Below are 25,393 nucleotides of genomic sequence, written 5' to 3' on the forward strand. Positions count from 1 at the left end.
ACTCGGCGCATGGTCGAGATCTCGAAGGACGTCCGGGAGCGGATCGCGGCGGGGCACATCTGGTACGTCGGTACGGTCAACGCCGACGGGTCGCCGCACGTGAGCCCGATGTGGGTGGGGATGGAGGGGGACCTGCTGCTGTTCAACACCTCCGTCGGACGGGTCAAGGAGCGGAACCTGCGGCGGGACCCGCGGGTCTGCCTGTCGCTCGCCGACCCCGCCGACCCGTACGACCGGGTGCAGATCAGGGGGCGGGTGGTGCGCTTCGTCGAGGGCGAGGAGGCGGAGCGGAACATGGACCGGCTGGCCCGCACCTACCTCGGCGTCGAGCGCTTCGGCTGGGGGATCCCGGGGGAGCGGCGGGTGGTCGTGCTGATCGAGCCGACCAGGGTCAGCCGGGTGACCGGTGTCGAGCCGCTCCCGCCGGGCGCCCCCGGAGCCACCCCGCCGGACGGCGCCTGAGCGCCCGCCCCGGGGAACCGGCCGTCCGGCGGCGCGTCTATCTTGAGGGGCCACGGACACGAGAGGGGCGGGACATGGGCACGGCCGGTCGGAAGGTGGTCGCCGCGGCGGCGACGGGTGTGCTGCTGGCGGCGGTGGCGGCCTGCAGCTCGGGAGGCTCGAAGCACTCCGGGGACACGGCGAAGGGCGCCCCGACGGCATCGGCGAGCCCGGGCGCGACGGACGGCGCCGCCCCCGGGGGCGGCGCCACCCCGGCGGCCCCGGGCGACACCCCGGCGGCGGGCGGTTCCCCGTCGGCCGGCACCCCGGTTCCGGGCGCCCCGGTGGGCGGCACCGGCGGTGCCCCGGCCAGCGGCGCCCCGGCCGGTGGCACGCCGGCCGCCTCCGCGCCGGCCGGCGCCGGACAGCCGGGCAGCGGGCCCGGCGCGACCACCGGACCCGACTCGGACACCACGCTGCTCGACTCCGCGCTGGTCGCGCAGCTCCTGCCCGACCAGAAGGCGATGACCGGCTGGGAGGAGGAGAAGCGCCGGGTCGACACCGCCGACCACGCCACCACCTGCACCGCCGTCGCGCCGTGCACCGGCAAGCCGCTGACCGGGCAGGCCCGGTACAGCGCCGGCGAGGTGACCGTGCGCTTCGGCGTCGACACCCTGCCCGGCCGCGCCCAGGCCCAGGAGCGCCTCAAGGAGACGTACGCCTCCTACGGCGACACCACCAAGTACGGACCGGCGGACATGGGCCCGCTGGGAACGGAGAGCCGCGCCTTCCAGGGCCAGCTGGCGGGCCGGGACGGCGTGGCGGTGGTGCTCCGCTCCGGCACGGTGGTCGCCACCGTCACCACCGAGGGCGGGCCGGTGGACCCGGCGGGCACCCGGCGGCTGGCCGCGATGCTGGTCAAGCGCATCGAGCAGGCCCAGGCGGGTCGTACCCCGGATGCCGGGCTCGACCTGGCCTGACGCGACCTCCGCGGCCCCCGGACCGATCCCCGGTCCGGGGGCCGCGCGCGTGCGGATACCACGCCCGAGCCACCATCAAGTGACGGAGCGTCAACACCTCAAGTGTTCCGGCCAAGTTGAGGATGACCGTCCGCTGGCGCGAAAGTGGCTGTCCGGATAGCGGACGTAGCCGTGGACAGCGCGTGTCCGAGGGGTGGTCGGGGCGTCACCGCTGGTCACGCCCGCCCGCCCGGGCGTCGGGCCGGAATCGGGCGCGCGGCCCGCCGGTGAGCGGAGGCCGAGGGGGCGGCGGTATCCGGACGATTCGGGCGGGGGCCGGAATCCGGCCAGCCGGTTGCCCGGTAGCGAAGCGGTAACCGAGAGTCGAACCGATGAACGGAACGCCTCGCCCCTCCCGTACCGATCCGCCGGCGCGCCGCGACTTCCGGCTCCTGCTCTCGGGGGCCGTCGCGGCGCAGGCGGGCAGTCAGGTCACCCTGGTCGCACTGCCGTTGGTGGCAGTGGTGGAACTCGACGCCACGCCGTTCCAGGTCGGCCTGCTGACCGCCGCCGAGACCGCCGCCTTCCTGCTGGTCGGTCTGCCCGCCGGCGCCTGGCTGGACCGGATGCGCAAACTGCCCGTCCTGGTCCGCTCCGACGTCCTGCGCTGCCTCGCCGTCGGGTCGATCCCGCCGGCCGCCGCGCTGGACGCGCTCAGCCTGCTCCAGCTCTACCTGGTGGCCCTGGTCACCGGGGTGGCGACGGTCTTCTTCGACGTCGCCCACCAGTCCTTCCTCCCGGTGCTGCTGCCGCGCGAGCGCCTGGTGGCCGGCAACGGCGCGATCGAGACGGTCCGCTCCTCCGCCCAGATCGCCGGTCCCGGCCTGGGCGGCGGGCTGGTCCAACTGCTCGGCGCACCACTGGCGATCGTCGCCGACGCGGCCGGCTACCTGCTCTCGGCGGTGCTGCTCACCCGGATCCGCGCCGAGGAGGCGCTGCCCGCGCCCGAGCCCGGGCGCTCGCTGCGCGCGGACATCGCCGAGGGCCTGCGGTTCGTGACGCGGCACCCGCTGCTGCGGGTGATCGCGGCGACCACCGCGCTGTCCAACCTGTTCGGCGCCGTGCTGATGGCGGTGCAGACCGTCTTCTGGGTGCGGGTCCTGGACCTCGCTCCGGCCGCGATCGGGATCCTGCTCTCGGTCACGGCGACCGGCGGGCTCGCCGGTGCGCTGTGCGCGGGCCGCCTGGCCGCGCGGATCGGGCAGGCCCGGCTGATCCTGCTCGCCCCGCTGGTCACCGCGCCGTTCGCGCTGCTGTGGCCGCTCGCCGACGGCGGCGCCGGGCCGGTGCTGTTCGCGGTCGGCGGGGTGGTGGTGCTGTTCGGCGCGGTGGTCTACAACGTCGCCCAGGTGAGCTTCCGGCAGAGCCTCTGCCCGCCCCGGCTGCTCGGCCGGATGAACGCCACCGTGCGGTTCCTGGTCTGGGGCACCCTGCCGCTCGGCGCCCTGCTCGGCGGCGCCGTCGCCGAGGCGGCCGGACCGCGCGCCGCGCTCTGGCTCTGCGCGGCGGGCTTCCTGGTGGTGCCGCTGCCGCTGCTGCTCTCGCCGCTGCGCGGCCTGCGGGACCTGCCGCCCGCACCGGCGGACGCGGATCCGGACGGCAGCCCGGAGGCGGATCCGGACGGCGACCCGGACACGGATCCGGACGCGGATCCGGGCGAGGCCCCCGCCGACCGTCCGGCGGACGCCGCCGACGCGGACCCCCTGGACATCCGAACGCCCTGAACCGAACCGAAGCGGAGAACCTCCCGTGCACTCCAGCATCACGGCCGCCTACCTCGCCCGCTACCGGTCCCTCGCCTCCGCCTCCGAGGCCGCCCCGGCGGTGCTGCTCCCGCTCACCGGCGCCCAGCGCCGCTTCCTGATCACCCGCCACCGCGACCCGCGCGCCCGCACGGACGTCGTCCCGCTGTTCTTCGCCTTCCCGCGCGGCACCGTCGACCTGCCTCGGCTGCGCCGCGCCGCCGTCCGGCTGGCGGAGCGGCACCCGGCACTGTGCGGCGAGTTCACCGTGCTGCGCGGAACCCCGGTGCTCCGGCTGGGCGAACCGTCCGTCGAGGTGGCGCGCGTCGCGGTCGAACCGGCGGCGGAGCGCCCGGAGGCCCCGGAACACCCGGACGCCCCGGGGCACCCGGACGGACCGGCCCGGGCCGCGCTGCGCCGGGCCCTGCTGGACTGGCCGGCCGACGGGCCGGTGCTGCGCCTGCTGCTGGCGGCCGGGCCGGACGACGAGGAGGAACTGCTCGCCGTCGCCCTGGACCACGCCGCCTGCGACGAGCAGTCGCTCGGCCTGGTCACCGACGGGCTCGGCGCCGCCTACGCCGCCGCGGACGACGGAACCCCGGCCGCCGTCCGGACCGAGGCCGTCGAGGCCTACCGGGCGGCGGTGGAAGGCCAGTTGGCCGCCGAGGCGAACGCCGTGAGCTCGGCCGCGCAGGCCCACTGGGCCGCCCGGCTCGGCGCGCTCGCCGAGCCCGCGCACGGGGCCCGCCCGGCCGGGGCCGCCCGGTCGACCGGGATGGCCGCCGAGCGGCTGCCCGCGGTGACCGGAGCCGCCCGCGGCGGGGTCTTCCCCGCGCTGCTGGACGCCGTCGCCGCCGCTGCCCACCATCTCGGCGGCGGCGGTGGCGACGACGGCGGCGACGACGGCGGCGAGCGGGTCCTCGCGATCGGCTACCCGTGGGGCGGCCGCCCGGCCGGCGCCGCCCCGGTCCTCGGCTGCTTCCTCAATACCCTCGTCCACCCGGCGCCGCCCGGCCCGCCCCGCGACCTCGACGCGCTCGGCGCGGCCTGGTGGGACGACCTCGACCACGCGGACACCCCGTACGACGAGGTGGTGCGGGCCGCCCGGGCGGCCGGGGCGAGCTGGTCCGGCACGCTCGACGGACTGCTCACCTTCGAGGACCTCCGACGCCGCCCGCCGCTGCCGCTCGGCGGGGCCGCCGGGCGGGAGGTCCACCTGGCGGGCCGTCCGCTCGCCGCGCCGCTCGCGGTCTCCGCCTCGCACGGCGAGGACCTGCTGGTCCGACTGGCCTGGGACCGCGAGCGCTACCCGCACTCCGCGGCGGAGGCGGCCTTCGCGGTCCTGCTCACCACCCTGCGCCGCCACCTCGGCACACCGGCCTGACCCCCGACCCGCACCGCCCCGACCTCCGAAGAACCGACCTCCGAAGAACCGACCTCCGAAGAACCCACCTCCGAAGAACCCACCTCCGAAGAACCGGGCTCCGAGGAACCGACCCCGCGCGCCGCCCCGGTGCGCCCCGACCACCCCGCCGCGCCCGCCACCACCCCCGGCGCGCCCGGCCCGGGCGGGCCCCACGGCGCCCGCCCCTGGCACCGTCGAACCGAACAACCACCCGACACCACAAGGGAGTTGCCCATGTTCGCACTGTCCTCCTCGCAGGAGATCGTCTGGCTGCACGAGCAGTTGCTGCCCGGCAGCCGCGCCTACAACTTCACCGCCGCCCTGGACCTCTGGGGCCCGCTCGACACCGAAGCGCTGCGCGCCGGCCTCACCGCCGTGCTCGCCCACCATCCCGGCCTGCGGCTCGAACTGGTCGAGCGGGCCGAGGGGTTGCCGCTCCAGCGGGTCGGCGCTCGGAGCGAACCGCGGCTGCGCACCAGCGACCTGGGCGCCGAGCCCGACCCCGAGGCCGCGTTCCGGACGCTGCTCGCCGCCGAGGCCGCCGAGCCGCTGGACACCACCGAGGCCCCGCTGCTGCGCTGGCACCTCGCCCGGCTCGGCGCCGACCACCACCGGCTGATCCACGTCGAGCACCACCTGGTGCACGACGGCCACTCCTTCGCGATCCTGCTGCGCGACCTCTTCACCGTCTACCGCGCGCACGTGCTCGGCACCGCCGACACCGTCACGCTGCCCGCCGCGCCCTCCTACGAGGACCACGTGCGCACCGCCGGCGCCGCCCGGGAGGCCGAACGCGAGCGCGGACTCGCCTACTGGAGCCGTGAGTTGGCCGACGCCCCGCTCGACCTCGCGCTGCCCGGCCTGGCCCGCCCCGGCGCGCACCGCCGCCACCGCGGCGGACAGCTGCGCCAGTCGATCGGCGCCGACCTCGCCGAGCGGCTGCGCGAGCGCGCCAAGGCCGATGGGCACACCCCGTTCTCCACCCTGCTGACGCTCTTCGCCGAACTGCTGCGCCGCCACAGCGGCCACCGCGAACTGGTGGTCGGCACCGCGGTGGGCAACCGCCCGCCCGGCTTCGAGGGCACCGTCGGCATGTTCGTCAACACCGTCCCGCTGCGCCTGCGGCTCGACCCGGCCGCACCCGGCACGGAGGCGGTGGACGAGGTGACCGACGTGCTGTTCCGCGCCCTGCCGCACCAGGACGTCCCCGTCCAGGAGCTGACCCGCGCGCTCGGCCGGCACACCAGCGGCGCCGACAACCCGCTGTTCGGCGTGATGTTCAGCGCGCACGACGCGCCGCTGCCCGACGTCCAGGCGCCCGGCCTGGAGGTCTCGCTGTACGAGGGCTTCAACACCGGCACCACCCGCTTCGACCTCGACGTCGTCCTGCTGCCCGACGACCGCCGGGTGGTCGGCGAGAAGCACGGCGCGGCCGGGATGACCCTGGTCTGGGACTACGACGCCGACCTGTTCGGCGAACCGGTCGCGACCCTGCTCGCCGAGCGGCTGCTCGACCTGCTGCGCGGCTACCTCGACGGCCCGGACGCCCCGCTCGCCGACCTCGCGGCCGCCCCGGCCCCGGACCCGGCCGCCGCGACGGCCGCCCCCGAGCCGGCCGACCTCGACCCCGCCGCCGCCCACGACCCCACCGCGCTCGCCCTGCTCGCCGGCACCGAGCGGCTGAGCTACGGCGACCTCGACCGCCGCGTCGGCGAACTCGTCGAACGCCTGCGCGCCGCCGGGGTGACCCCCGGCCAGCCGGTCGCCACCGTCCTGCCGCGCGGCGTGGACAGCGTGGTCGCCCTGCTCGCCTGCCTGCGGTACGGCGCGGTGTACGCCCCGCTGTCCGCCGAGGACCCGCGGGCCCGGCTCACCCTGCTGCTGGACCGGCTCGCCCCCGCACTGGTCCTGGCCACCCGGCAGAGCGCGCTCGCCCTGCCCTCCGGGTCGACCCCGGCGCTGCTGGACGGCCCGCCGTTCCCGAAGGCCGAGCCCGCCGCCGTGCTCGACGGCGCCGCCTACCTCATCCACACCTCCGGCTCCACCGGCGTGCCCAAGCCGGTCCTGGTCGGCCGCCGCGCGCTCGCCCGCTGGACCACCGCGATCGCCGCCCGCTACGGGCTGGGCCCCGCCGACCGGGTGCTGCTGTTCGCCCGCCCCTCCTTCGACGTGGCGCTGGAGGAGGTGCTGCCCCCGCTGGTGGCCGGTGCCGCCCTGGTGGTGCCGCAGCGCGAGGTGCCGACCGGCCCCGAGCTGGTGGCCGTGCTGGCCGCCCGCGGCGTCACCGTCGCCAACCTGCCCACCAGCTACGCCCTCGCCGTCCGCGCCGACCTGCGCGAGGCGCTGGCGGACGGCCGCTGGTCCCCGCGGCTGCTGGTCCTCGGCGGCGAGCGGCTGCCCGCGAGCGCCCTGCGCGGGCTGACCGACGGCACCGCCGTCACCGTCCTCAACGCCTACGGCGTCACCGAGGCCACCGTGACCTCCACCGTGCACGAGATCACCGCCGCGGACCTCAGGAAGGCGACGGACCTCACCGACGCCGACGCCGACGCCGACACCGACGCCGCCGAGGAAGCCGCCGCGGACGCCGCCGAGATCCCGCTCGGCACCGAACTGCCCGGTGTCCACGTGCACGTCCTGGACGCCGGCGGACAGCCGCTGCCGCCCGGCGCGGTCGGCGAACTCGCCGTCGGGGGAGCGATGCTGGCCGACGGCTACCTCGGCCTGCCGGACGCCACCGAGGCCCGGTTCACCCCCCTCCCCGCGCTCGGCGGTGAGCGCGTCTACCGCACCGGTGACCGCGGCTACCGCGACCTCGACGGGCGGCTGCGCTTCCTCGGTCGCCAGGACAACCAGGTCAAGCTGCGCGGCTTCCGGATCGAACTGGAGGAGATCGAGGCCGCCGCCTCCGCCGAACTCGGCGGCCGCTCCTGCGCCGTCGTCCTGCACCGGGACGCCACCGCGGGCCCGCGCCTGCTCGGCTTCCTCGACGGCGGCCCGCAGCCCGACCAGGCCGCCCTGCACGCCGCGCTGGCCCGCCGGCTGCCCGCCGGCCTCGTCCCCGCGAGCTGGACGGCCCTCGACGCCATGCCGCTGCTGCCCGGCGGCAAGCCCGACCGGACGGCCCTCGCCCGGCTGGCCGCCGAGGCGCCCGAGCCCACCGGACCGGCCGACGCGGCCGCGCCGCGGGCCTTCACCGACCCCGCCCAGTCGCTGATCGCCGAGGCCTGGCGCGAGGTGCTCGGCCACGACCGGTTCACCGCCGACTCGCACTTCTTCGAGGTCGGCGGCCACTCGCTGCTCGCGGCCCGGCTCGCCGCCTGGCTGGAGCCGCGCCTCGGCGGCCGACCGCCGCTGCGCACCCTCTTCCAGCACCCCGTCCTGGCCGACCAGGCCCGCGCCCTGACCGGAGCCCCGCAGTGAACCCGACCCAGTCCCTCGCCTCCGCGCCCGGAGTTTCCCTGAACGGCCTCTCCGCGCCCGGACCCTCCGTGAACGGCCTCTCCGTGAACGGCCTCTCCGGCCCCTCCGCCGTCCTGGAGTCCGAGCACCGCGAACTCACCGACGCCTTCGAGAGCTTCGTACGCCGCGAGCTCGCCCCGCTCGCCGCCGAGCTGGCCGAGTCCGCCGACCAGCCGCCCGCCGACCTGCGCGCCTACGTGCGCAAGCGCTCCGCCGCCCTCGGCTTCTACGCCGGCGACTACCCCGAGGAACTCGGCGGCTCCGGCATGCCGTTCGCCGCCGTCGTACAGCTCCACCACGCCGCCGGCCGCAGCGGCTGCCCGCTCGCCCCCTACGCGCTGGCCGGCTCCGACGGCCCCAGCCCGCTGCTGCGCCACGGCACCCCCGAGCAGATCGAGCGCCACCTCGTCCCGCTGGTCCGCGGCGAGCGCACCCGCTGCCTGGCGCTCACCGAACCGCAGGCCGGCTCCGACGCCTTCCGGCTCACCACCACCGCCGTCCGCGACGGCGACGGCTGGCTGCTGAACGGCCGCAAGACCTTCGTCAGCAACGCCGACCGGGCCGACCTCGCGCTCGTCGTCGCCGCCACCGACCTCGGCGACGGCTCCGGACCGACCGCCGGCGCCACCGCCTTCGTCCTGCCGATGGACCACCCCGGGCTGCGCATCGGCCAGCGCTACGAGGGCATGTCCGGCGAGCCGCTGTTCGAGCTGACCCTCGACCGGCTGTACGCCCCGGCGGCCGCCGTCATCGGCGGCGAGGAGGGCGTCGGCGCCGCCACCGGGCTCGCCATGGACAGCCTCTCCCGGGGCCGCCTGGTGGTCGCCGCGATGTGCAACGGCATCGCCGAGTACGCGCTGCGGCTCGGCGTCGAGTACGCCCGCGAGCGGCGGGCCTTCGGGCAGCCGATCGGCGACTACCAGCACGTCCAGGAGCACCTGGTGCGCACCCGCGCCGAGGTGGAGGCCGCCAAGCTGCTCACCCTCGCCTGCGCCCGGCTGGTCGACGACGGCACCGAGGCCCCCGAGAACGCCGCGCTCGCCAAGCTGACCTCCTCCGAAACCGCCGTCCGCGCCGTCGACCGCTCGCTCCAGGTGCACGGCGCCACCGGCTGGGTGCGCGGCCACCCGCTGGAGTACCTCTACCGCTACGTCCGGATGACCACCATCATCGAGGGGACCTCCGAGGTCCAGAAGGTGATCGTGGCCCGGGCCATGGGCCTGGGCTGACCCCGTACCGACGACCATCGACCGACGTCCGGAGGATGACCATGACCACGACCCCGGCCCGCCCCGTGCCCGCCCACCTGCCCGGCCTCTCCGTCTCCCACGGCCGCCCGCACCGCGACGGCGCCGTCCTCGACCTGTTCACCAGCTGGGCCCGCCGCACCCCGCACGCCCCCGCGCTGATCGACGGCGACCTGACCCTGGGCTACGCCGAACTCGACCGCCTCGCCGACGAGGTGGCCGGGCAACTGGCCGAGCAGGTGCGGCCCGGCGACCTGGTCGGCCTCTGCCTGGACCACTCCGCCGCCCTGGTCGCCGTCACCCTGGCCGTCGCCAGACTCGGCGCCGTCCACCTGCCGCTCGGCCCGCGCCCCGGCGAGCACCGGCTGCGGGCCGTCGCCGAACAGCTGCGCCCCGCCTGCCTGATCGGCGACCCGGCACTGCTGCCGCCCGCCCACCGGGACGGCCGGCACCGCCCGCTCGCCGCCCCCGGCGCGCCCGGGGCGGTGGCCGCCTTCGCCGACCCCGCGGCCGCCGGAGCGCCGGCCGCCGCGGCCCCCAAGGGCGCCCAGTACACCGTGCTCACCTCCGGCTCCACCGGCCTGCCCAAGGCGGTCGCCGTCGGCCAGACCGCGCTCGGCGCGCTGCTCACCTGGTACCGCGAGCTGACCGGCCTCGGCCCCGGCGACCGGCACAGCCTGCTCATCGGCGTCGCCTTCGACCCGCACCTGATGGAGCTGTGGGCCGCCCTCAGCTCCGGCGCGGCGCTGGTCGTCGCCCCCGACGCCGTCCGCTGGGACCCGGCCGCGCTCACCGACTGGTGGCGCACCGCCGGCATCACCGTCGGCGTGCTGCCCACCCCGCTCGCCGAACCCGTCCTGGACCGCCCCTGGCCCGGCGACCTGCCGCTGCGCCACCTCATGATCGGCGGCGACCGGCTGCGCCGGGCCCCCGGCCCGGACGTCGCCGCGACCGTCCACAACGCCTACGGCCCGGCCGAGGCCACCGTCGTCACCACCGTGCACACCATGCCCCCGGGCGCCGACCACGGCGCCGGCGCGCCGCCGATCGGCCGCCCGATCCCCGGCGCGATCGTCCTGGTGACCGACGGGCACGGCCGCCCGCTGCCGCGCGGCGAGGCCGGCGAACTGCGGATCGGCGGCCAGGGCCTGGCCATCGGCTACCTCGACCCCGGGCTGACCGCCGAGCGCTTCGTCTCCGCGCCCGACGAGGTCGACGGCACCGACCGGGTCTACCGCACCGGCGACCGGGTGCTGATGCGCCCGGACGGGGAGCTGGAGTTCCTCGGCCGGCTGGACGACCAGGTCAAGGTCAGCGGAGTGCGGATCGAACCGGCCGAGGTCGAGTCCGCCCTCGAACGCGACCCCCGGGTGCGGCGCGCCGCCGTCGTCGCCCGCCCGGCCCCGGCCGGCGGCGGCGCCCAGCTGCTCGCCTTCGCGCAGCCCGCCGGCGAGGCCGGGCCGGTGGACGGCGCCCGCCTGCTGGACGCCGTGCGGCCCTGGCTGCCGGAGCAGGCCCTGCCGAGCGTGCTGCGACTGGTCGACACCTTCCCGCTGGACGCCAACGGCAAGATCGACCGGGCCGCGCTGGTCAAGGCCGAGGAGGCGGCCGCCCAGCAGGGAGGCCGGCCCGGCACCGAGGAGGCCACGCCCACCGAGCGGACCGTCCTGCGGCTCTGCCGCGAGCTGCTCGGCCGCACCGGCCTCACCCTCGACGACAACTTCCTGGACGCGGGCGGCACGTCCGTCACCGCGGCCCGGCTGCTCGCCGCCCTGGAGGAGGAGTGCGGCGTGCGGCTGCGCGCCCCGGAGCTGCTGCGCCGGCCCGACCTGCGGGCCGTGGCGCGCCTGCTCGACGAGCGCGCTCCGGGCGCCGCCGGCTGACCGGCCGCCGCCGCTCCCCTCCCTCCCACCGTCTCCCTCCCACCGTCGCACGGCGCCCCGGCTCCCCGCCGGGGCGCCCGGAAGGCTGACCACCCATGACCTCTCCCGTCACCACCGTCCCGGCGCTCGTCGCCCGGCAGGCCGCCGAGCGCCCCGACGCACTCGCCGCGACCGACGGCAGCACCACCCTCACCTATCGCGAACTGGCCACCGCTGCCGTCCGGCTGGCCGGCGAACTGACCGCCCTCGGGATCCGCCCGGGCAGTGCCGTCGGCCTGCTGTGCGCCCGCGCCGCCCGCCTCGCCGTCGCCCAGCTCGCCGTCTGGTGGGCCGGCGCACACGTCGTCCCGCTCGACCCCGCGTACCCGCGCCCCAGGCTGCACGCCATGCTCGACGACGCCGACGTCCGACTCACCCTCGGGGACAAGGCGCTGCTGGCCGAGGCGGGTCTGCCCGAGGACCGCGTGCTGGTCCTCACGGAACTCGGCCCCACCGTGATCGCCGCCGCACCCGCGACGCCGCCCGCGCCCCCGGCCCCGGACGCCGCCGCTTTCGTCTACTACACCTCCGGATCCACCGGCCGCCCCAAGGGCGTCCTGGTCCCGCACAGCGCCGTTGCCGACCTGGTCACGGCCGCTGACGGCATCGCCCTCGGCCCCGGCGACCGGGTGCTGCACCACTCGCCGGTCGCCTTCGACGCCGCCACCTTCGAACTGTGGGGTCCGCTGGCGCGCGGCGCCGCCGTCGCGCTGTCCCCGGCCGAACGGCCCAGCGCCGAGGAACTCACCCGCGACGTCGAGCGGTTCGGCGTCACCACCGCCTTCCTCACCACCGCGCTGTTCCACCAGTTGGCCGCCCGCCGCTCGCGGATCTTCGGCGTGCTGCGCACCGTGCTGGCCGGCGGCGAGGCGCTCTCCGCCGAACACGCCGCCGCGGTGCTGCGCGCCTTCCCCTGGCTCGACCTGTTCAACGTCTACGGGCCCACCGAGGCCACCACGTTCACCACCCTGCACCGCGTCCGGCCCGCCGACGACGGCGGGCCGGTGCCGATCGGCCGCCCCTTCGGCGGTGCCCGCACCCTCGTCCTCGACGAGGAGTGCCGGCCCGTTCCGGACGGCACCCGCGGCGAACTGTGGATCGCCGGCGTCCGGGTGGCGCTCGGCTACCTCGGCCGGCCCGAGCTGACCACCGAGCGCTTCGCCGACCTCCCCGGCACCGGCCGCGCCTATCGCACCGGCGACCGGGTGCTGCGGCGCCCCGACGGGGTGCTGGAGTACCACGGGCGGCTGGACGACCAGGTCAAGGTGCGCGGCTTCCGGATCGAGCCCGGCGAGGTCGAGCACGCGCTGCGGAGCCTGCCCGAGGTCGCCGAGGCGGCGGTGGTGGTCCGTCGGGCCGGCCGCGAGGACGCCGTGCTCACCGCCTGCGTGGTCCCCGCCGAGGGCTGCCGGCCGGCTCCCGAGGCGCTCCGCCGCCGGCTCGCCGAACGGCTCCCGGCCCACCTGGTGCCCACCGCCTGGACGGTGCTCGACGCCCTGCCGCTCACCACCAGCGGCAAGGTCGACCGCCGCGCGCTGGCCGCCGACGGGACCGACCGCGGGGACGGAGGTCCGGGCGAGGGCCGCTCGGGGCTCCGCCCCGCCCCCGCCGCGCTGACGCCGATCCAGCAGGTGGTCGCCGCCGCCTGGTCGCGCGCCCTGGGGCACGAGGTGACCGCCCCGGACGCCGACTTCTTCGCCGAGGGCGGGCACTCGCTGCTCGCCATGTGGGTGGTCGACGACCTTCGGGAGGACCTCGGCGTCGATCTTCCGCTCGGTGACTTCCTCGACCACCCGACCGTCGCCGGCCAGGCCGAACTGGTCGAACGCGCCCTGCTGGCCGCCGATGCCGCCGAAGCCGTGGAGACCCCCGAGGAGCCCACCCGATGACCGCCCCGCTCGACCAGGCCGACCTCCTCCGCCGCGCCCGCCGCCGCACCTCGGCCGCCGCCGACGCCACGACCGCGAGCGCCGCCGGGCCCGCATCCGCCACCCGCGCCCCGGGCCCCGTCCCGCGCGGCACCGGCCCCGGCCCGGCCCCGCTCTCCCACGCCCAGCAGCGGATGTGGCTGATGGAGCGCCTCGGCGAGGGCGGCCCCCGCTACCACGTCCCGCTCGCCACCCGGCTGCGCGGCCCGCTGGACCTCGACGCCCTCGCCGCCGCCCTGACCGGCCTCACCACCCGCCACCACGTCCTGCGCACCCGCTACGCCCACCACGACGACCGCCCGCAGCAGCGGACCGGCCCCGCCGCCCCCGTCCCGCTGCCCGTCCGCGAGGCCGCGCCCGGGGCCGCCGCCGCCCTGCTGCGGGCCGAGGCGGCGCGGCCCTTCGACCTCGCCACCGGCCCGGCCCTGCGCGCCCTGGTCCTCCGGCACGCCCCCGACGACCACACCCTGCTGCTCACCCTCCACCACATCGCCGTGGACGGCGGCTCGCTGCCCGTGCTCGCCGCCGAACTCGCCGCGCTCTACGCGGCCGCCGCCGAGGGGCGACCGTCCGGCCTGCCCGAACCGGAACTCCAGTACGCCGACTACGCCCGCTGGGAGCGCGCCCGGGACGACCGGCTCGCCGCTGCGGCCGCCGAACGGTCCGCCCGCCTCGCCGGCGCCCGCCCGCTGCCGCTGCTGCGCGCCGTCCCGCCCGGCACCCCCGAGCGGCGCGCCGTCCTGCACGCCGCCCCGCTCACCGCCCGGACCCTCGACGGCCTGCGCCGGCTCGGCGCCCGGCACGGCGCGACCCCGTTCACCGTCGTGCTGGCCGCCGCCTTCGCCGCCCTGCGCACCGCCACCGGGGCGTCCGACCTCGTCCTCGGCTGCGCCGGCGGCCACCGTGCCCGGCCCGAACTGCGCCGGCTGATCGGCCTGCAGGTCAACACCCTGCCCGTGCGCGCCCGGCTGCCCGAGCCCGACGGCGATCCGGCCTTCACCACGGTGCTGGCCGCCGTCCGCACCGCCCTGCTCGACGCCCAGGAGCACCACGACGTGCCCTTCGACCTGGTCGTCGAACGCCTCGGCCCCGCGGCCCGGGGCGAGGACGGCACCCCGCTGCTCTCCGTGAGCTGCGACCTGGTCCGCCCGGCGGAGCCGCTGGCGCTGCCCGGCCTCACGGCGGAGGCCGTCGAGGTCGACCTCGCGTTCGCCAAGTTCGGCCTCACCCTGCTGGTCGAGGAGGGCCCGCGGCCGCGCTGCCTGCTGCAGCACGATCCGGCGGCGCTGGACGAGCCGACCGCCCGCCGCCTGCACGCGGCCTTCACCGGGCTGCTCACCGCCCTCGCCGCCGACGCCGACCGCCCGCTCTCCGCGCTCCCCGGCGAACGGCTCGCCACCCCGGCCCCCGCGTCCGCCCGCGCCGGCCACCCCGCCGTCGCCGCCCTGCTCGACGACCCCCGGGTCACCGACGCCGCGCTCCACCTCGCCGAGCACGGCCCGGCCCTCGCCTACGCGAGCGTCCGCGGCCCGGTCGCCCCCAGCGGCGCCGACCTGCGCGCCGCCCTGCGCCGCCGGCTCGGCGAGGGCGCCCGACTGCCGCTCGCCGTCACCCTGCTGGACCGCATCCCGCGCCGCCCCGACGGCACCCTCGACCCCGCCCGTCTCCCCGGCCGCCCCGACGCCCCGGCCCGCCTCCCCGAGGTGCTGGACGCGTTCGCGGAGCTGCTGGGCGCGCGGCCGCCGGCCGACGCGGACTTCCTCCACCTCGGCGGCCACTCGCTGGTGGCGGTGCAGCTGGCCGAACGGCTGCGCGGCCGCCTCGGCCTGCCGCTGACCGGCCTGGACGTCCTGGAGCAGCGCACCCCGCGCGCCCTGGCCGCCCTGCTCGCCACCCGCGCCGCCGAACGCCGCACCGCCGCCGACCGCACCGCCGCCGACCGCCGCAGCACCGACCGGCGCAGCACCGGCCGCCCCGCCCCCGGGGCGCCGGCCGCGCGGGCCGGGACGGTGCTGCTCACCGGCGCCAGCGGCGGCGTCGGCGCGGCCGTCCTGCAGGAACTCCTCGCCCAGGGCCGCCCCGTGCGGGCGCTGGTCCGCCCCGAGTCGGCCCACCTGGTGGCCGGCGCCGGCGTCGAGGTGGCCGAGGGCGACCTCGCCGACCCGGACAGCCTGCGCCGGGCCGCCGCGGGCGCGGACACCGTCATCCACGCCGCCTGCACCTTCACCGAGCACGCCGTCGACCTCGCCGCGATGCGCGCGCTGGTCGACGGCTGGCACGGCACCGGCGGGTTCGTCTTCGTCAGCAGCGTCGACGCCTACGGCTGCCCCGCCCCGGGCGAGGTTCCCGAGGGCGCGCCCCCGGCCGGGCCGCTCACCCCCTACGGCCGGGCCAAGCTCGACTGCGAGCGGATCCTGCTGGACGCCGCCCCACGGGCCCGCGGCCCGGTCTCCGTGGTCCGCCCGCCGATCGTCTGGGGCCCGCACCGGCGGCTGCGCGACCAGCTCCGCTGGGGCTCCACCGGCGCGCTCTACCAGGCCGCGCTGGCCGGCCGCCCGCTCCTCCTGCCGCCCGTCGACAGCGGCTGGTCGGGCGCGAGCTGGGTGCACTCCGCGGCGCTCGCGCGGGCCGTCGCGGAGAGCGCCGAACGCGCCCCCGGCCGGATCGTCAACGCGGTGACCGGCCACGTCTCCTGGGCCGACCTCACCGCCGAACTGGTCCGGCTGCTCGGCTCGTTGAGCCCGGTCGCGCACGGCCCGGACGCCGACCCCGAGCTGCTGCGCCCCTGGCACTACCGGGCCGACGCGCTGGCCGCGCCGCTGCGCCCGGAGCCCGGGGAGGACTGGCGCGCCGTCCTCGCCGCGATGACGGCCGGGACCGCCGCGGAGTGAGCACGAGCGGACACCCCGGGACCGCAAGGCCCGCGGGGTGTCCGCTCGTCCGCCGCCGGCGACCGCTGCCGACGGTCACCGCTGCCGGCGCGCTCAGCCGCGGCGCTCCCAGCGGTAGAACTCACGCGCCATCGCGTCCTTCGGCCCCCGCCAGGTGGCCGGGTCGTACGCCTGGACGTAGGCGGTGAGCGCGTCGCTGATCGCCCGGAACTCGGGGTGGCCGGCCACCTGGGCGACAGCCGGGCCCGGCGGGCGGTCCGCCTCGATCAGGTGCAGGTAGACGTCGCCGAACTGGAACAGGCTGCGCCCGGTCACCCCGATCAGGTGCGGGAGCTCGCCCCGGTTGTCGGAGTCGGCGAACACCTCGGCGATGCCGGCGGCCGCGTCGGGCTTCATCCGGGCGACGATCAGGGCGCGGTGGGTGTGCGCCGTCCCGGGCACGCTCCCGGGGGTGGTCACGGGGGACGCCATGGCTCAGACCTCCGCTGCCTTCTTCTCGACCTTCTCGCGGATCAGCTGCAGCTGGATCCGGGAGTTGCGGTTGATGTGGTTGACCATGCCCTCGTCGTCGACCGGTGCGGTGGGCTTCATCGCGAAGTCCTGCACCCAGCGCATCCGGGTGCCGGCCGGCACCTCGGCGTACTCCCAGCGGATGTCCATGAACTCGAACGGGCCGGGCTCGACGCGCCGGGCGTTGACCGCCAGCTCGGAGCGGTCGGTGGTGCGCTCCGAGACCCAGCTCCAGATCTTGCCGTCCTCGTCGGGGTGCATGGTCAGCCGGAAGCGCACCCGGTCGCCCTCGCGCTCCAGCACCTCCACCGAGGCGTACTCGCTGAACAGCTGCGGCCAGTTCTCCAGGTCGTTGGTGATCTCCCAGACCAGGTCGAGCGGGGCCGCGATGACGATCTCGTTGTCGGTGTGTCCGGGCATCTCAGGCACCCGCCTTCGCGGTGACCACGGCGTTGACCAGGTCCAGGAACTCGGCCGGGGTCTTGGCCGACTCCGCGCCGTTGGTGACCTTCACGCCGTGCCGGTTCTCCAGCTCGCCGACCACGCCGAGCAGGCCGAGGGAATCCACGCCGAACTCGTCGAAGGCGGCGCCGGGGCGCTCCAGGGCGGCCGGGTCGATCACGACGCCGGCCCGGGCCTGGATGAGCGCCGCGAGTTCGGGATAACTGAGGGTGTTGCTCACGGGGGTGTCCCTTCGTTGCGAGCGTGTGGTGAGCGAGTGGTGAGCGGATGGAGAGCAGCGGAGCGGGTGGAGCGGGGAAGGAGCGGGGGAGGAGCCTCAGGACGGCTCGCCGCGCCGGAGCACCAGGGCCGCGTTGGAGCCCATCAGCCCGCGGCTGAGCACCAGGGCGGTGCGCAGTTCGGCCGGGCGGGCGCGGCCGGTCACCAGGGCGAGGTCGTGGGCGACCTCGGTGACGTTGGGGGTGGGCGGCAGCACGCCGTCCTCCATGGCGAGCACGGCGGCGGCGGTGTCCAGTGCGGGGGCGCCGCAGTAGGCCCGCCCGGTACCGGACTTGGGGGCGGTGACCGGGACCCGCTCGGCGTAGGGGCCGAGCGCGTCGGCCAGCGCCAGCGCCTCGGCGCGGTCGGCGGCCGGGACGCCGAGGGCGTCGGCGAAGACCACGTCGATCTCCTCCGCCGCGATCCTGGCCCGCTCCAGGGCGATCCGGATCGCCGCGGCCAGGCCCTCCCGGGACTCCGCCCAGCGGGAGGCGCCGGTGAAGGTCGCGGCGTGGCCGGCGATGTGCGCCCGGACGGCGGCCCCGCGCCGGCGGGCGGTCGCCTCGTCCTCCAGCAGCAGCATCGCGCCGCCCTCGGCGGGGGCGAAGCCGGCCGCGTCGGGGGAGAACGGCAGGTAGGCCCGGTCGGCCCGGTCCGCGAGGCTCAGCTCGGGGTAGCCGAGCTGGCAGACCATCGAGTAGGGCGCGAGCGGGGCCTCGGCGGCGCCGACCACCACCGCGGCGGTGCCGTGCTCGACGGCCCGGGCGGCGTGGGCGATCGCGTCCAGCCCGCCGGCCTCGTCGCTGGCCACCACCGCGCACGGGCCCTTGTAGCCGCCGCGGATGGAGATCTGGCCGGTGCTGGCCGCGTAGAACCAGGCGATGGACTGGTAGGGGCCGACGAACTGCGGTCCCTTGCCCCAGAGCTGCTGGAGCTCGCCCTGGCCGAACTCGCCGCCCCCGGAGCCGGCCGCGGTCACCACGCCCACCGCGTACGGCTGTTCCGGGTCGGGGACGAAGCCGGCGTCCGCCACCGCCTGGTCGGCGGCGGCCATCGCGTAGTGCGTGAACCGGTCGGTCTGCACCAGGTAGCGGTCGTCGACGGCGGCCCGCGGGTCGAAGTCCCGTACCTGGCCCGCGATGCGCAGGGGGAGGCCGGTGCAGCCCTCGCGGGATATCCGGTCGAGGACGCTCACGCCCTGCCGGGTGGCCTTCCAGAAGGCGTCGGCCCCCACGCCGTTCGGCGCCACCACACCCAGGCCGGTGATCACCGCCCGGCGTTCCTGCTGACGTGACGTCATGGATCTCACCCCGTTCTTGTGAGCACGACGGCGGACTGGAATCCGCCGAATCCGCTGCCGACCGACAGGATGTTCCGCAGTGGCAGCTCCCGCGCGGCGCGCGGCACGTAGTCGAGGTCGCACTCCGGGTCGGGCGTCTCGTAGTTGGCGGTCGGCGGCACCACACCGCGGTCCAGCGCGAGGGTGCAGGCGACCACCTCGATCGCGCCGATCGCGCCGAGCGAGTGCCCGACCATCGACTTGATCGAGCTCATCGGCGTCCGGTACGCGTGCTCGCCGAGCGAGCGCTTGACGGCCGCCGTCTCGTGCCGGTCGTTCTGCTTGGTGCCCGAGCCGTGCGCGTTGACGTAGTCGACGTCGGTGCGGTCGATCCGGGCGTGGGCGAGCGCGTGGTCGATCGCCCGGGACATCTCCAGCCCCTCCTGGGTGAGGCCGGTCATGTGGTAGGCGTTGCCGTAGGTCGAGAACCCGCCGATCTCGCCGTAGATCCGCGCGCCGCGCCGGCGGGCGTGCTCCAGCTCCTCCAGCACCAGGACGGCGCCGCCCTCGCCGAGCACGAAGCCGTCGCGGTGGGCGTCGAACGGGCGGGAGGCGTGCGCCGGGTCGTCGTTGCGTTCGCTGGTGGCCTTGATGGCGTCGAAACAGGCGACGGTGATCGGCGAGATCGGCGAGTCGGAGGCGCCGGCGACGCAGATGTCGGCGCGCCCGTCCTCGACCGCCTGGAAGCCGTAGCCGATGGCGTCCAGGCCCGAGGTGCAGCCGGTGGAGACGGTCTGCACCGGGCCGTGCGCGCCGGTTCGTTCGGCGACCGCCGAGGCGAGCGTGCTGGGCGCGAACGCCCGGTGCAGCTGCGGCTCGGCGAGCCGGTGGTCGACGTCCCAGCGGGCGCCGCCGGCGCTGACCAGGGCGTAGTCGTGTTCCAGGCGGGTGGTGCCGCCGACGGCGGTGCCGAGCGAGACGGCGATCCGCCAGGGATCCTCGGCGGCCAGGTCGAGCCCGGCGTCGGCGATCGCCTCGTCGGCCGCCACCATCGCGAACTGCACGTAGCGGTCGGCCCGTTGGACGTCGTCCGGGCCGAGCCCGTGGGCCGCCGGGTCGAAGTCGCACTCGGCGGCGATCCGGGAGCGGAACCCGGCGGGGTCGAAGAGCGTGATGCCGCGGGTCGCCGTCCGCCCGGCGGTGAGGAGGTCCCAGAACGCCGGGACCCCGACCCCTCCGGGCGCGACCACGCCGATTCCGGTGACGGCGACCCGACGGCGGCTCACGAGCCCACCTTGGCGTGTTCCGGCGGGCCTGAGTTGACCACCGGCCCGGTCTCCTCGGTGTCGACGTGGCCGAGTTCGGGACGCGGCGCCAGCGGGCCGAGGTGGAAGACCATCTTGGCCACGGAGTCGCCGACGTTGCGGAACCGGTGGCGCATGTTGATCGGGATCATCAGGCCCTGCTCGGGCTTGAGCGCCCGGGTCTCGCCGTCCAGGTCCACCTCCAGGTCGCCGGTGACGACGAACACGAACTCCTCGGAGTACGGGTGGTAGTGCTCGCCGATCCTCTCACCGGGCTGCACGATGGCCAGGCCCATGAACCCGCTGGTGGCGCCGCAGGTGGTCGGGGTGAGCATGGCGCGCAGGTCGCCGCCGCGCCGGCGGTTCTCCGGCGCCTCGGAGACGTTCACGATCCGTGGGTACTGCGTGGACATGGTTTCTTCCTTCTCTTGCCGGGGCTTCTCCGGCCGGGGCTTCCGGCGCCGGAGCTCCTGCGGTCGGAGCGCGGTGGTGGTCAGGAGTCCTGGGACGTCCGGTCGGTGACCGGGTTCATGCTGCGGGCGGCGAGGAAGGCGCGCAGCCCGGCGTCGGTCCGCAGGTCGCCCTCCGGGCCGAGGTCGAGCAGCCGGCCCAGGACCGCGGCCTCGCGCGCGCCGGCCACGCCGAGCGCCGCCCCCGGGTCCGCCTCCGGCGGCAGCCGCAGGTCGGTCAGCCGCACCACGACGTCCCCGCGGTGGAAGACGGTGCTCCCGGCGACCGGGCCGGTCGGATCGGCGGTGGCGAGCTCGTCGTGCTCGGCGAGCAGTTCGGCGACCGCCCTCCCCTGGCCCGGCTTCACCGGGTACAGCACGGCGTGCCGGTGCAGCCGCCCGGAGGCGGGCGAACCGGCCACGGCCTGGTGCGCGGCCGGCAGCGCGGCCCGGGCGAAGAAGGCGCGCGCCGCCTGCGGGTCGCCCAGCTGGCGGGCCTCCTCCAGGTACGGGTTGATCGCCTCCTCGACGGCCCGCACCTCGGGCTGCAGGGCGACGTGCCGCAGCGCGTCGCCGAGGCTGCCGATCACCTCGACCGCGCGGACCACCCGGTTGCCGTGCATGAACAGCGAGGTGCGGCGCAGCCGGGTGGCGTCGTCCACCTCGGCCCGCGGCGAGGCGTAGCCGGACAGGATCCGGGCCACCTCGGGCTCGCTGCCGGGCTTGACGGTGAAGGTGAGCGCGTGCCGGACCACGCCGTCGGGGCCCGGGTCGGCCTTCGGCGGCCCGGCCTGCCCGGGGGTGGCGGCGCGCGGCAGGTCGGACGGCACCTCCAGCGGCGGCCGGCTGCCGGTCGCGCCGGCGGCGGAGGTCTCCCGGAGGATGGTGTAGCGCAGGGACCGGAAGGTGTCGCTGACGCAGCCGTGCATCGGCTTGACCATCTCCCGGTGGGCCGGGCTGTCCACCCACTGCAGGAAGGTCTCCTGGTCCTCCCACTCGCTGGTGATGAGCCACTGGCGGGGGTCGTTGATGGACTGGCAGAGCTGGTCGCTGACGTGGCCGGGCACGGTCGCGACCTGGTGGCGCAGCTGCTCGTACACGTCCATGAAGCGCTGCTGGGCGCCGTCCTGGATCTCCAGCATCAGCACCACCCGCAGGCGGGTCTCGGAGGGGGAGTGCTGCCGGGCGGGCGGTTCGGACAGGGTCGTCATGATCCACTTTCTGCTTCTGGGCCGCGCGCGTCGGGGGCCGCGTGCGGCGGCGCCGGTGCCGGAGGGGGCCGGGCGGCCCCCGGCGGGAGGGGTGCTGCGGTGGCCGTCGGCCACCAGGCCTGAAGTCGATCGTGCGCGGCGCTCCCGAGTGGCGCGAGATATGCGGGCCATCCGGGCGAAGAGGCGGCACAACGCGTCCGGCGCGGGGGACGGTAGGACCGGGCCGCCGTGCCCGCGGGCCGCTGCGGGGGCCGCGACGAGCCTGGCAATCTGCCCCGAACTCCCGTACAGGCTGGAGCAATTGATGAATCCGAAGGTGGACGACCGGGTACCGGTCCTGATCGTCGGCGGCTCGCTGGTCGGGCTGTCGGCCTCGCTCTTCCTGGGCCGACTGGGTGTCAGGCACCTGCTCGTCGAGAAGCACGCCGACACCTCGCACCACCCGCGCGGCCGAGGCAACAACGTCCGGACGATGGAGCTGTACCGGGTGGCCGGGATCGAGCCGGCGATCCGCGAGGCGGCGTCCGTCCTGGCCCCGAACCACGGCATCCTGCAGGCCCCCTCGCTGACCGGCGAGGAGCAGGAGTGGCTGTTCCGGGAGATCGACCCGGGCGGGCGGCTGGCCCGGTTCAGCCCCAGCTCCTGGTGCCTGTGCAGCCAGAACGACCTGGAGCCGGTGCTCCGCCGCACGGCCCGCGAGCTGGGCGCCGACATCCGCTTCAGCACCGAGCTGCTCTCCTTCGAGCAGGACGCCGACGGCGTGACGGCGCTGCTGCGCAGCCGGGAGACCGGCGAGGAGCGGGTCGTCCGGGCCGACTACCTGATCGCGGCGGACGGCCCGCGCAGCCCGGCCCGCACCCGGCTGGGCATCGGCCAGAGCGGCAAGGGCGAACTGTTCCACAACGTCAGCATCACCTTCCGGGCGAAGCGGCTGGCCGAGGTCGTCGGCGACCGCCACTTCATCGCCTGCTACCTCACCGACCCGGAGGCGGACGGCGCCCTGCTGCCGGTCGACAACCGGGAGGAGTGGGTGTTCCACGCGCCGTGGCACCCGGAGCACGGCGAGCCGCTGGAGGCGTTCACCGACGAGCGCTGCGCCCGGCACATCCGGGCCGCGGTCGGGATGCCCGAGCTCGACGTCGAGGTGACCGGCAAGGCCCCGTGGCACGCCGCCGAGCGGGTCGCCGACCGCTACTCGGGCGGGCGGGTGTTCCTGGCGGGGGACTCGGCGCACGAGATGTCCCCGACCGGCGCGTTCGGCTCGAACACCGGCATCCAGGACGCGCACAACCTGGCCTGGAAGCTCGCCGCGGTGCTCTGCGGCTGGGCCGGCCCGGACCTGCTGGAGACCTACGGGCAGGAGCGCCGGCCGGTGGCGCGGGTGACCGGCGAGCGCGCCTCGGCCCGCTCCGCCGAGCACAGCCACCCCGGGTACGCCGTCGTCCCGGGCGTCGGCCGGCAGGCCGGGGTGCTGGCGGTGGCGCTCGGCTACCGCTACCCGCGGGGCGCGGTGCTCGGCACCGACCCGGCCGGCGCGGTGGTCCCGGAGGCCTTCGAGTCCGCGGGCGAGCCGGGCAGCCGGGCCCCGCACCAGTGGCTGCTGCGGGCGGGCGTGCGGCTGTCCACCCTCGACCTGTACGAGCAGGCGATGGTGCTGCTGACCGGCTCGGCGGGCACCGCCTGGCGGGACGCCGCCCGGCGGGCGGCCGACCGGCTGGCGGTCCCGCTGGACGCCTACCGGGTCGGCGACGGCGCGGACGACGACCTGGCCCCCGAGCCGGGCGCCGACTTCGCCGCCCGGCACGGCATCCGCCCCGACGGCGCCCTGCTGGTGCGCCCCGACGGCTTCGTCGCCTGGCGCTCCGAGCACCCGGCCGACGACCCCGAGGCCGCCGTCGAGTACGCCCTGCGGACGGTGCTGTCGCTCTGACGCACGAACCCGAAGGGCCCGCCGGTCGTACGGCCGGCGGGCCCTTCGTCACTGCTGTCTCGGGATCAGTGGCCGCCCTCGTCGACCACCTCGACGTCCTCGATGTTCCGCTCGATGATCTCGGCGGGCAGTGCCACCCGGATCGCCCAATAGTAGATCACCAGGGAGAAGGCGGCGACCGCCGCGATGTCCCACCACATCGGGATCCGGCCGGTGCCGTCGCCGAAGCCGCCCTGCCAGGAGATCAGGCCGAGGCCCAGCAGGTAGACCGGCAGCCACTGGGCGGCCCGCCAGTCCATGTGCGGGGCGTTCGGCAGGCCCTTGCGGATCGCGTACGTGGCGTAGCCGCCGAGCAGCAGGTAGCCGATGACGATGGCGATGCCCAGGCGGGACAGGGTGTGCCAGCCGGCCCAGTAGATGATGAGGCTGGAGACCACGAAGGACGCCGGGGCGACGGCCCCGCCGGCGGGCAGGCGGTACGAGCGCTCGCGGGCCGGCAGCCGGCGGCGCAGGGCGCCGAAGGCGAGCGGGGCGCCCGCGTACATCAGCACGCTGGCCGAGGTGATGAAGCCGACCAGCTCCTGCCAGCTCGGGAAGGGCAGGAAGCAGATGACGCCGGTGACGAACGACATGATGAGGCCGAACCACGGCGCGCCGCGCTTGTCGACCCGCTCGAAGAGCTGCGGCGCGTAGCCGTTCTTGCTCAGGCCGTACGCGATGCGCGAGGTGGAGGTGGTGTAGATGAGGCCGGTGCCGCCGGGGGAGACGATGGCGTCGAAGTACAGCACCCAGGCCAGCCAGCCGAGGCCGACCAGGGTGGCGAGGCCGGCGAACGGGCCGTCGATGCCGGGGAAGTCGAGGTTCTCCCAGCCGTTGGCGAAGGTGGTGGCGGGCAGCGCGGCGATGAAGACGACCTGCAGCAGCACGTAGATCGCGGTGCCGATGGCGACCGAGCCGAGCACGGCGCGCGGGATGTCGCGCTTGGGGTTCTTGCTCTCGCCGGCCAGCTGGATCGCCTGCTCGAAGCCGAGCAGGGCGAAGATGATGCCGCTGGCGCTCACCGCGGTCAGCACGCCCTTGACGCCGAACGGGGCGAAGCCGTGCGAGGTGAAGTTGGAGCCGTGGAAGTTGGTCACGGCGAGCACGAAGATCGCGAACAGCGGGACGAAGATCTTCAGCCAGGTGGTGGCGCTGTTGGTGCGGGCGAGCGCCCGGACCCCGAGGAAGTTGACCGCGACGAACAGGCCCATCAGCAGCACCGCGACCACGAAGCCGCTGGGCGTGAGGGTGCCGTTGTCGTTGAGGAAGCCCTGCGCGAACTCCCAGTGCCCGGCGTAGCCGATCATCGCCTGGACCTCGATGGGCGCGACGGTGGCGGCCTGGAGCCAGGAGAACCAGCCGAACGACATGCCCGCCAGGCCGCCGAAGGCGTAGTGCGGGTAGCGGGCGGTGCCGCCGGCGACCGGGAACATGCCGCCGAGCTCGGCGTGCACGAAGGCGAGCAGGACGATGGCGACCGCGCCGATGCCCCAGGCGACGAGGGCCGCCGGTCCGGCGACGACGACGGCGTTCTTGGCGCCGTAGAGCCAGCCCGAGCCGATGATCGAGCCGACCGAGGCCCACATGAGGCCGATGAGGCCGACTTCGCGGCGGAGCGACCGGTGGGTGGTGGTCCCGGTGCCGGAACCGGTGCCCGTACCGGGCGGGGAGAGCTGGTTGAGGGAGGCCATGCGCAATCTCTCTGTGGTGAGGGTTCTCCGGAAGTACGGAGCGCGGAGAGTTGCCACACGATAGGCGGACGCAGAGACATCTGCACAGGTTTCCTTACCGAATGGTTACCTACTTTTCTGGAGATCTTCGCAGGTAGGAGGCCATCTGTTCGTGCGGCCGTTACGCTACCTGCGGGTAATTCCGCGATTTGAGCGTCCATTGA

At 76.3% G+C, this 25,393-nt stretch carries 18 protein-coding genes; 10 read left to right on the top strand and 8 right to left on the bottom strand.

What is annotated here, in order from left to right:
* The first annotated feature begins 9 nt into the window (after positions 1-9).
* From ACFC0B_RS26580 to ACFC0B_RS26620, 9 genes are all read left to right on the top strand, one after another.
* Positions 10-462 carry a PPOX class F420-dependent oxidoreductase gene (locus tag ACFC0B_RS26580; protein WP_376090694.1) on the top strand — a complete coding sequence of 151 codons (453 nt, stop codon included), beginning with the start codon at positions 10-12 and terminating at the stop codon, positions 460-462.
* Positions 463-536: 74 nt separating this feature from the next.
* Positions 537-1,421: a hypothetical protein gene (locus tag ACFC0B_RS26585; RefSeq protein ID WP_376090697.1), complete on the top strand. Its 885-nt coding sequence runs from the start codon at positions 537-539 to the stop codon at positions 1,419-1,421.
* Positions 1,422-1,792: 371 nt separating this feature from the next.
* The gene (locus tag ACFC0B_RS26590; RefSeq protein WP_376090700.1) at positions 1,793-3,184 is read left to right on the top strand and encodes an MFS transporter; all 1,392 of its coding nucleotides are present in this window, start codon (positions 1,793-1,795) and stop codon (positions 3,182-3,184) included.
* Between the two features lie 25 nt (positions 3,185-3,209).
* Complete coding sequence (locus ACFC0B_RS26595; protein ID WP_376090703.1) at positions 3,210-4,586, top strand: non-ribosomal peptide synthetase; 1,377 nt, start codon at positions 3,210-3,212, stop codon at positions 4,584-4,586.
* A 255-nt stretch (positions 4,587-4,841) separates the two neighbouring features.
* Positions 4,842-8,030, top strand: a complete 3,189-nt coding sequence (locus ACFC0B_RS26600) for an amino acid adenylation domain-containing protein (protein WP_376090706.1) — start codon at positions 4,842-4,844, stop codon at positions 8,028-8,030.
* On the top strand, positions 8,027-9,298 hold the full coding sequence (locus ACFC0B_RS26605) for an acyl-CoA dehydrogenase family protein (protein ID WP_376090709.1): 1,272 nt from the start codon (positions 8,027-8,029) through the stop codon (positions 9,296-9,298). The genes ACFC0B_RS26600 and ACFC0B_RS26605 overlap by 4 nt, the downstream gene beginning before the upstream one ends.
* 41 nt (positions 9,299-9,339) lie before the next feature.
* Positions 9,340-11,199 carry a non-ribosomal peptide synthetase gene (locus tag ACFC0B_RS26610; protein ID WP_376090712.1) on the top strand — a complete coding sequence of 620 codons (1,860 nt, stop codon included), beginning with the start codon at positions 9,340-9,342 and terminating at the stop codon, positions 11,197-11,199.
* Between the two features lie 95 nt (positions 11,200-11,294).
* Complete coding sequence (locus tag ACFC0B_RS26615) at positions 11,295-13,127, top strand: amino acid adenylation domain-containing protein (protein ID WP_376090715.1); 1,833 nt, start codon at positions 11,295-11,297, stop codon at positions 13,125-13,127.
* Positions 13,124-16,057 carry a condensation domain-containing protein gene (locus tag ACFC0B_RS26620; RefSeq protein ID WP_376090718.1) on the top strand — a complete coding sequence of 978 codons (2,934 nt, stop codon included), beginning with the start codon at positions 13,124-13,126 and terminating at the stop codon, positions 16,055-16,057. The genes ACFC0B_RS26615 and ACFC0B_RS26620 overlap by 4 nt, the downstream gene beginning before the upstream one ends.
* 93 nt (positions 16,058-16,150) lie before the next feature.
* On the opposite strand, the gene ACFC0B_RS26625 is transcribed toward ACFC0B_RS26620, so the two are convergent.
* From ACFC0B_RS26625 to ACFC0B_RS26655, 7 genes are all read right to left on the bottom strand, one after another.
* Positions 16,151-16,528, bottom strand: coding sequence for a TcmI family type II polyketide cyclase (locus tag ACFC0B_RS26625; protein ID WP_376090721.1), 378 nt, complete (start codon positions 16,526-16,528; stop codon positions 16,151-16,153).
* 3 nt (positions 16,529-16,531) lie between these two features.
* Entirely contained in the window at positions 16,532-16,987 is a 456-nt protein-coding gene (locus ACFC0B_RS26630) for an SRPBCC family protein (RefSeq protein ID WP_376090724.1), read from the bottom strand.
* Position 16,988: 1 nt separating this feature from the next.
* Positions 16,989-17,249: an acyl carrier protein gene (locus ACFC0B_RS26635; protein WP_376090727.1), complete on the bottom strand. Its 261-nt coding sequence runs from the start codon at positions 17,247-17,249 to the stop codon at positions 16,989-16,991.
* 96 nt (positions 17,250-17,345) lie between these two features.
* The gene (locus tag ACFC0B_RS26640) at positions 17,346-18,587 is read right to left on the bottom strand and encodes a beta-ketoacyl synthase N-terminal-like domain-containing protein (protein WP_376090730.1); all 1,242 of its coding nucleotides are present in this window, start codon (positions 18,585-18,587) and stop codon (positions 17,346-17,348) included.
* Between the two features lie 5 nt (positions 18,588-18,592).
* Entirely contained in the window at positions 18,593-19,852 is a 1,260-nt protein-coding gene (locus ACFC0B_RS26645) for a beta-ketoacyl-[acyl-carrier-protein] synthase family protein (protein WP_376090733.1), read from the bottom strand.
* Positions 19,849-20,283 carry a cupin domain-containing protein gene (locus ACFC0B_RS26650; RefSeq protein ID WP_376090736.1) on the bottom strand — a complete coding sequence of 145 codons (435 nt, stop codon included), beginning with the start codon at positions 20,281-20,283 and terminating at the stop codon, positions 19,849-19,851. The genes ACFC0B_RS26645 and ACFC0B_RS26650 overlap by 4 nt, the downstream gene beginning before the upstream one ends.
* Before the next feature lie 80 nt (positions 20,284-20,363).
* A complete protein-coding gene (locus ACFC0B_RS26655; RefSeq protein WP_376090739.1) occupies positions 20,364-21,530 on the bottom strand; it encodes a SchA/CurD-like domain-containing protein in 1,167 nt (388 codons plus the stop codon).
* A 304-nt stretch (positions 21,531-21,834) separates the two neighbouring features.
* Here ACFC0B_RS26655 and ACFC0B_RS26660 point away from each other — a divergent pair, with 304 nt between their 5' ends.
* The gene (locus ACFC0B_RS26660; RefSeq protein ID WP_376090742.1) at positions 21,835-23,460 is read left to right on the top strand and encodes an FAD-dependent oxidoreductase; all 1,626 of its coding nucleotides are present in this window, start codon (positions 21,835-21,837) and stop codon (positions 23,458-23,460) included.
* Positions 23,461-23,525: 65 nt separating this feature from the next.
* On the opposite strand, the gene ACFC0B_RS26665 is transcribed toward ACFC0B_RS26660, so the two are convergent.
* On the bottom strand, positions 23,526-25,190 hold the full coding sequence (locus tag ACFC0B_RS26665; protein ID WP_376090745.1) for an APC family permease: 1,665 nt from the start codon (positions 25,188-25,190) through the stop codon (positions 23,526-23,528).
* Between the last annotated feature and the right edge of the window lie 203 nt (positions 25,191-25,393).

It is taken from the genome of Kitasatospora sp. NPDC056184, assembly GCF_042268405.1.
Classification (GTDB): domain Bacteria; phylum Actinomycetota; class Actinomycetes; order Streptomycetales; family Streptomycetaceae; genus Kitasatospora.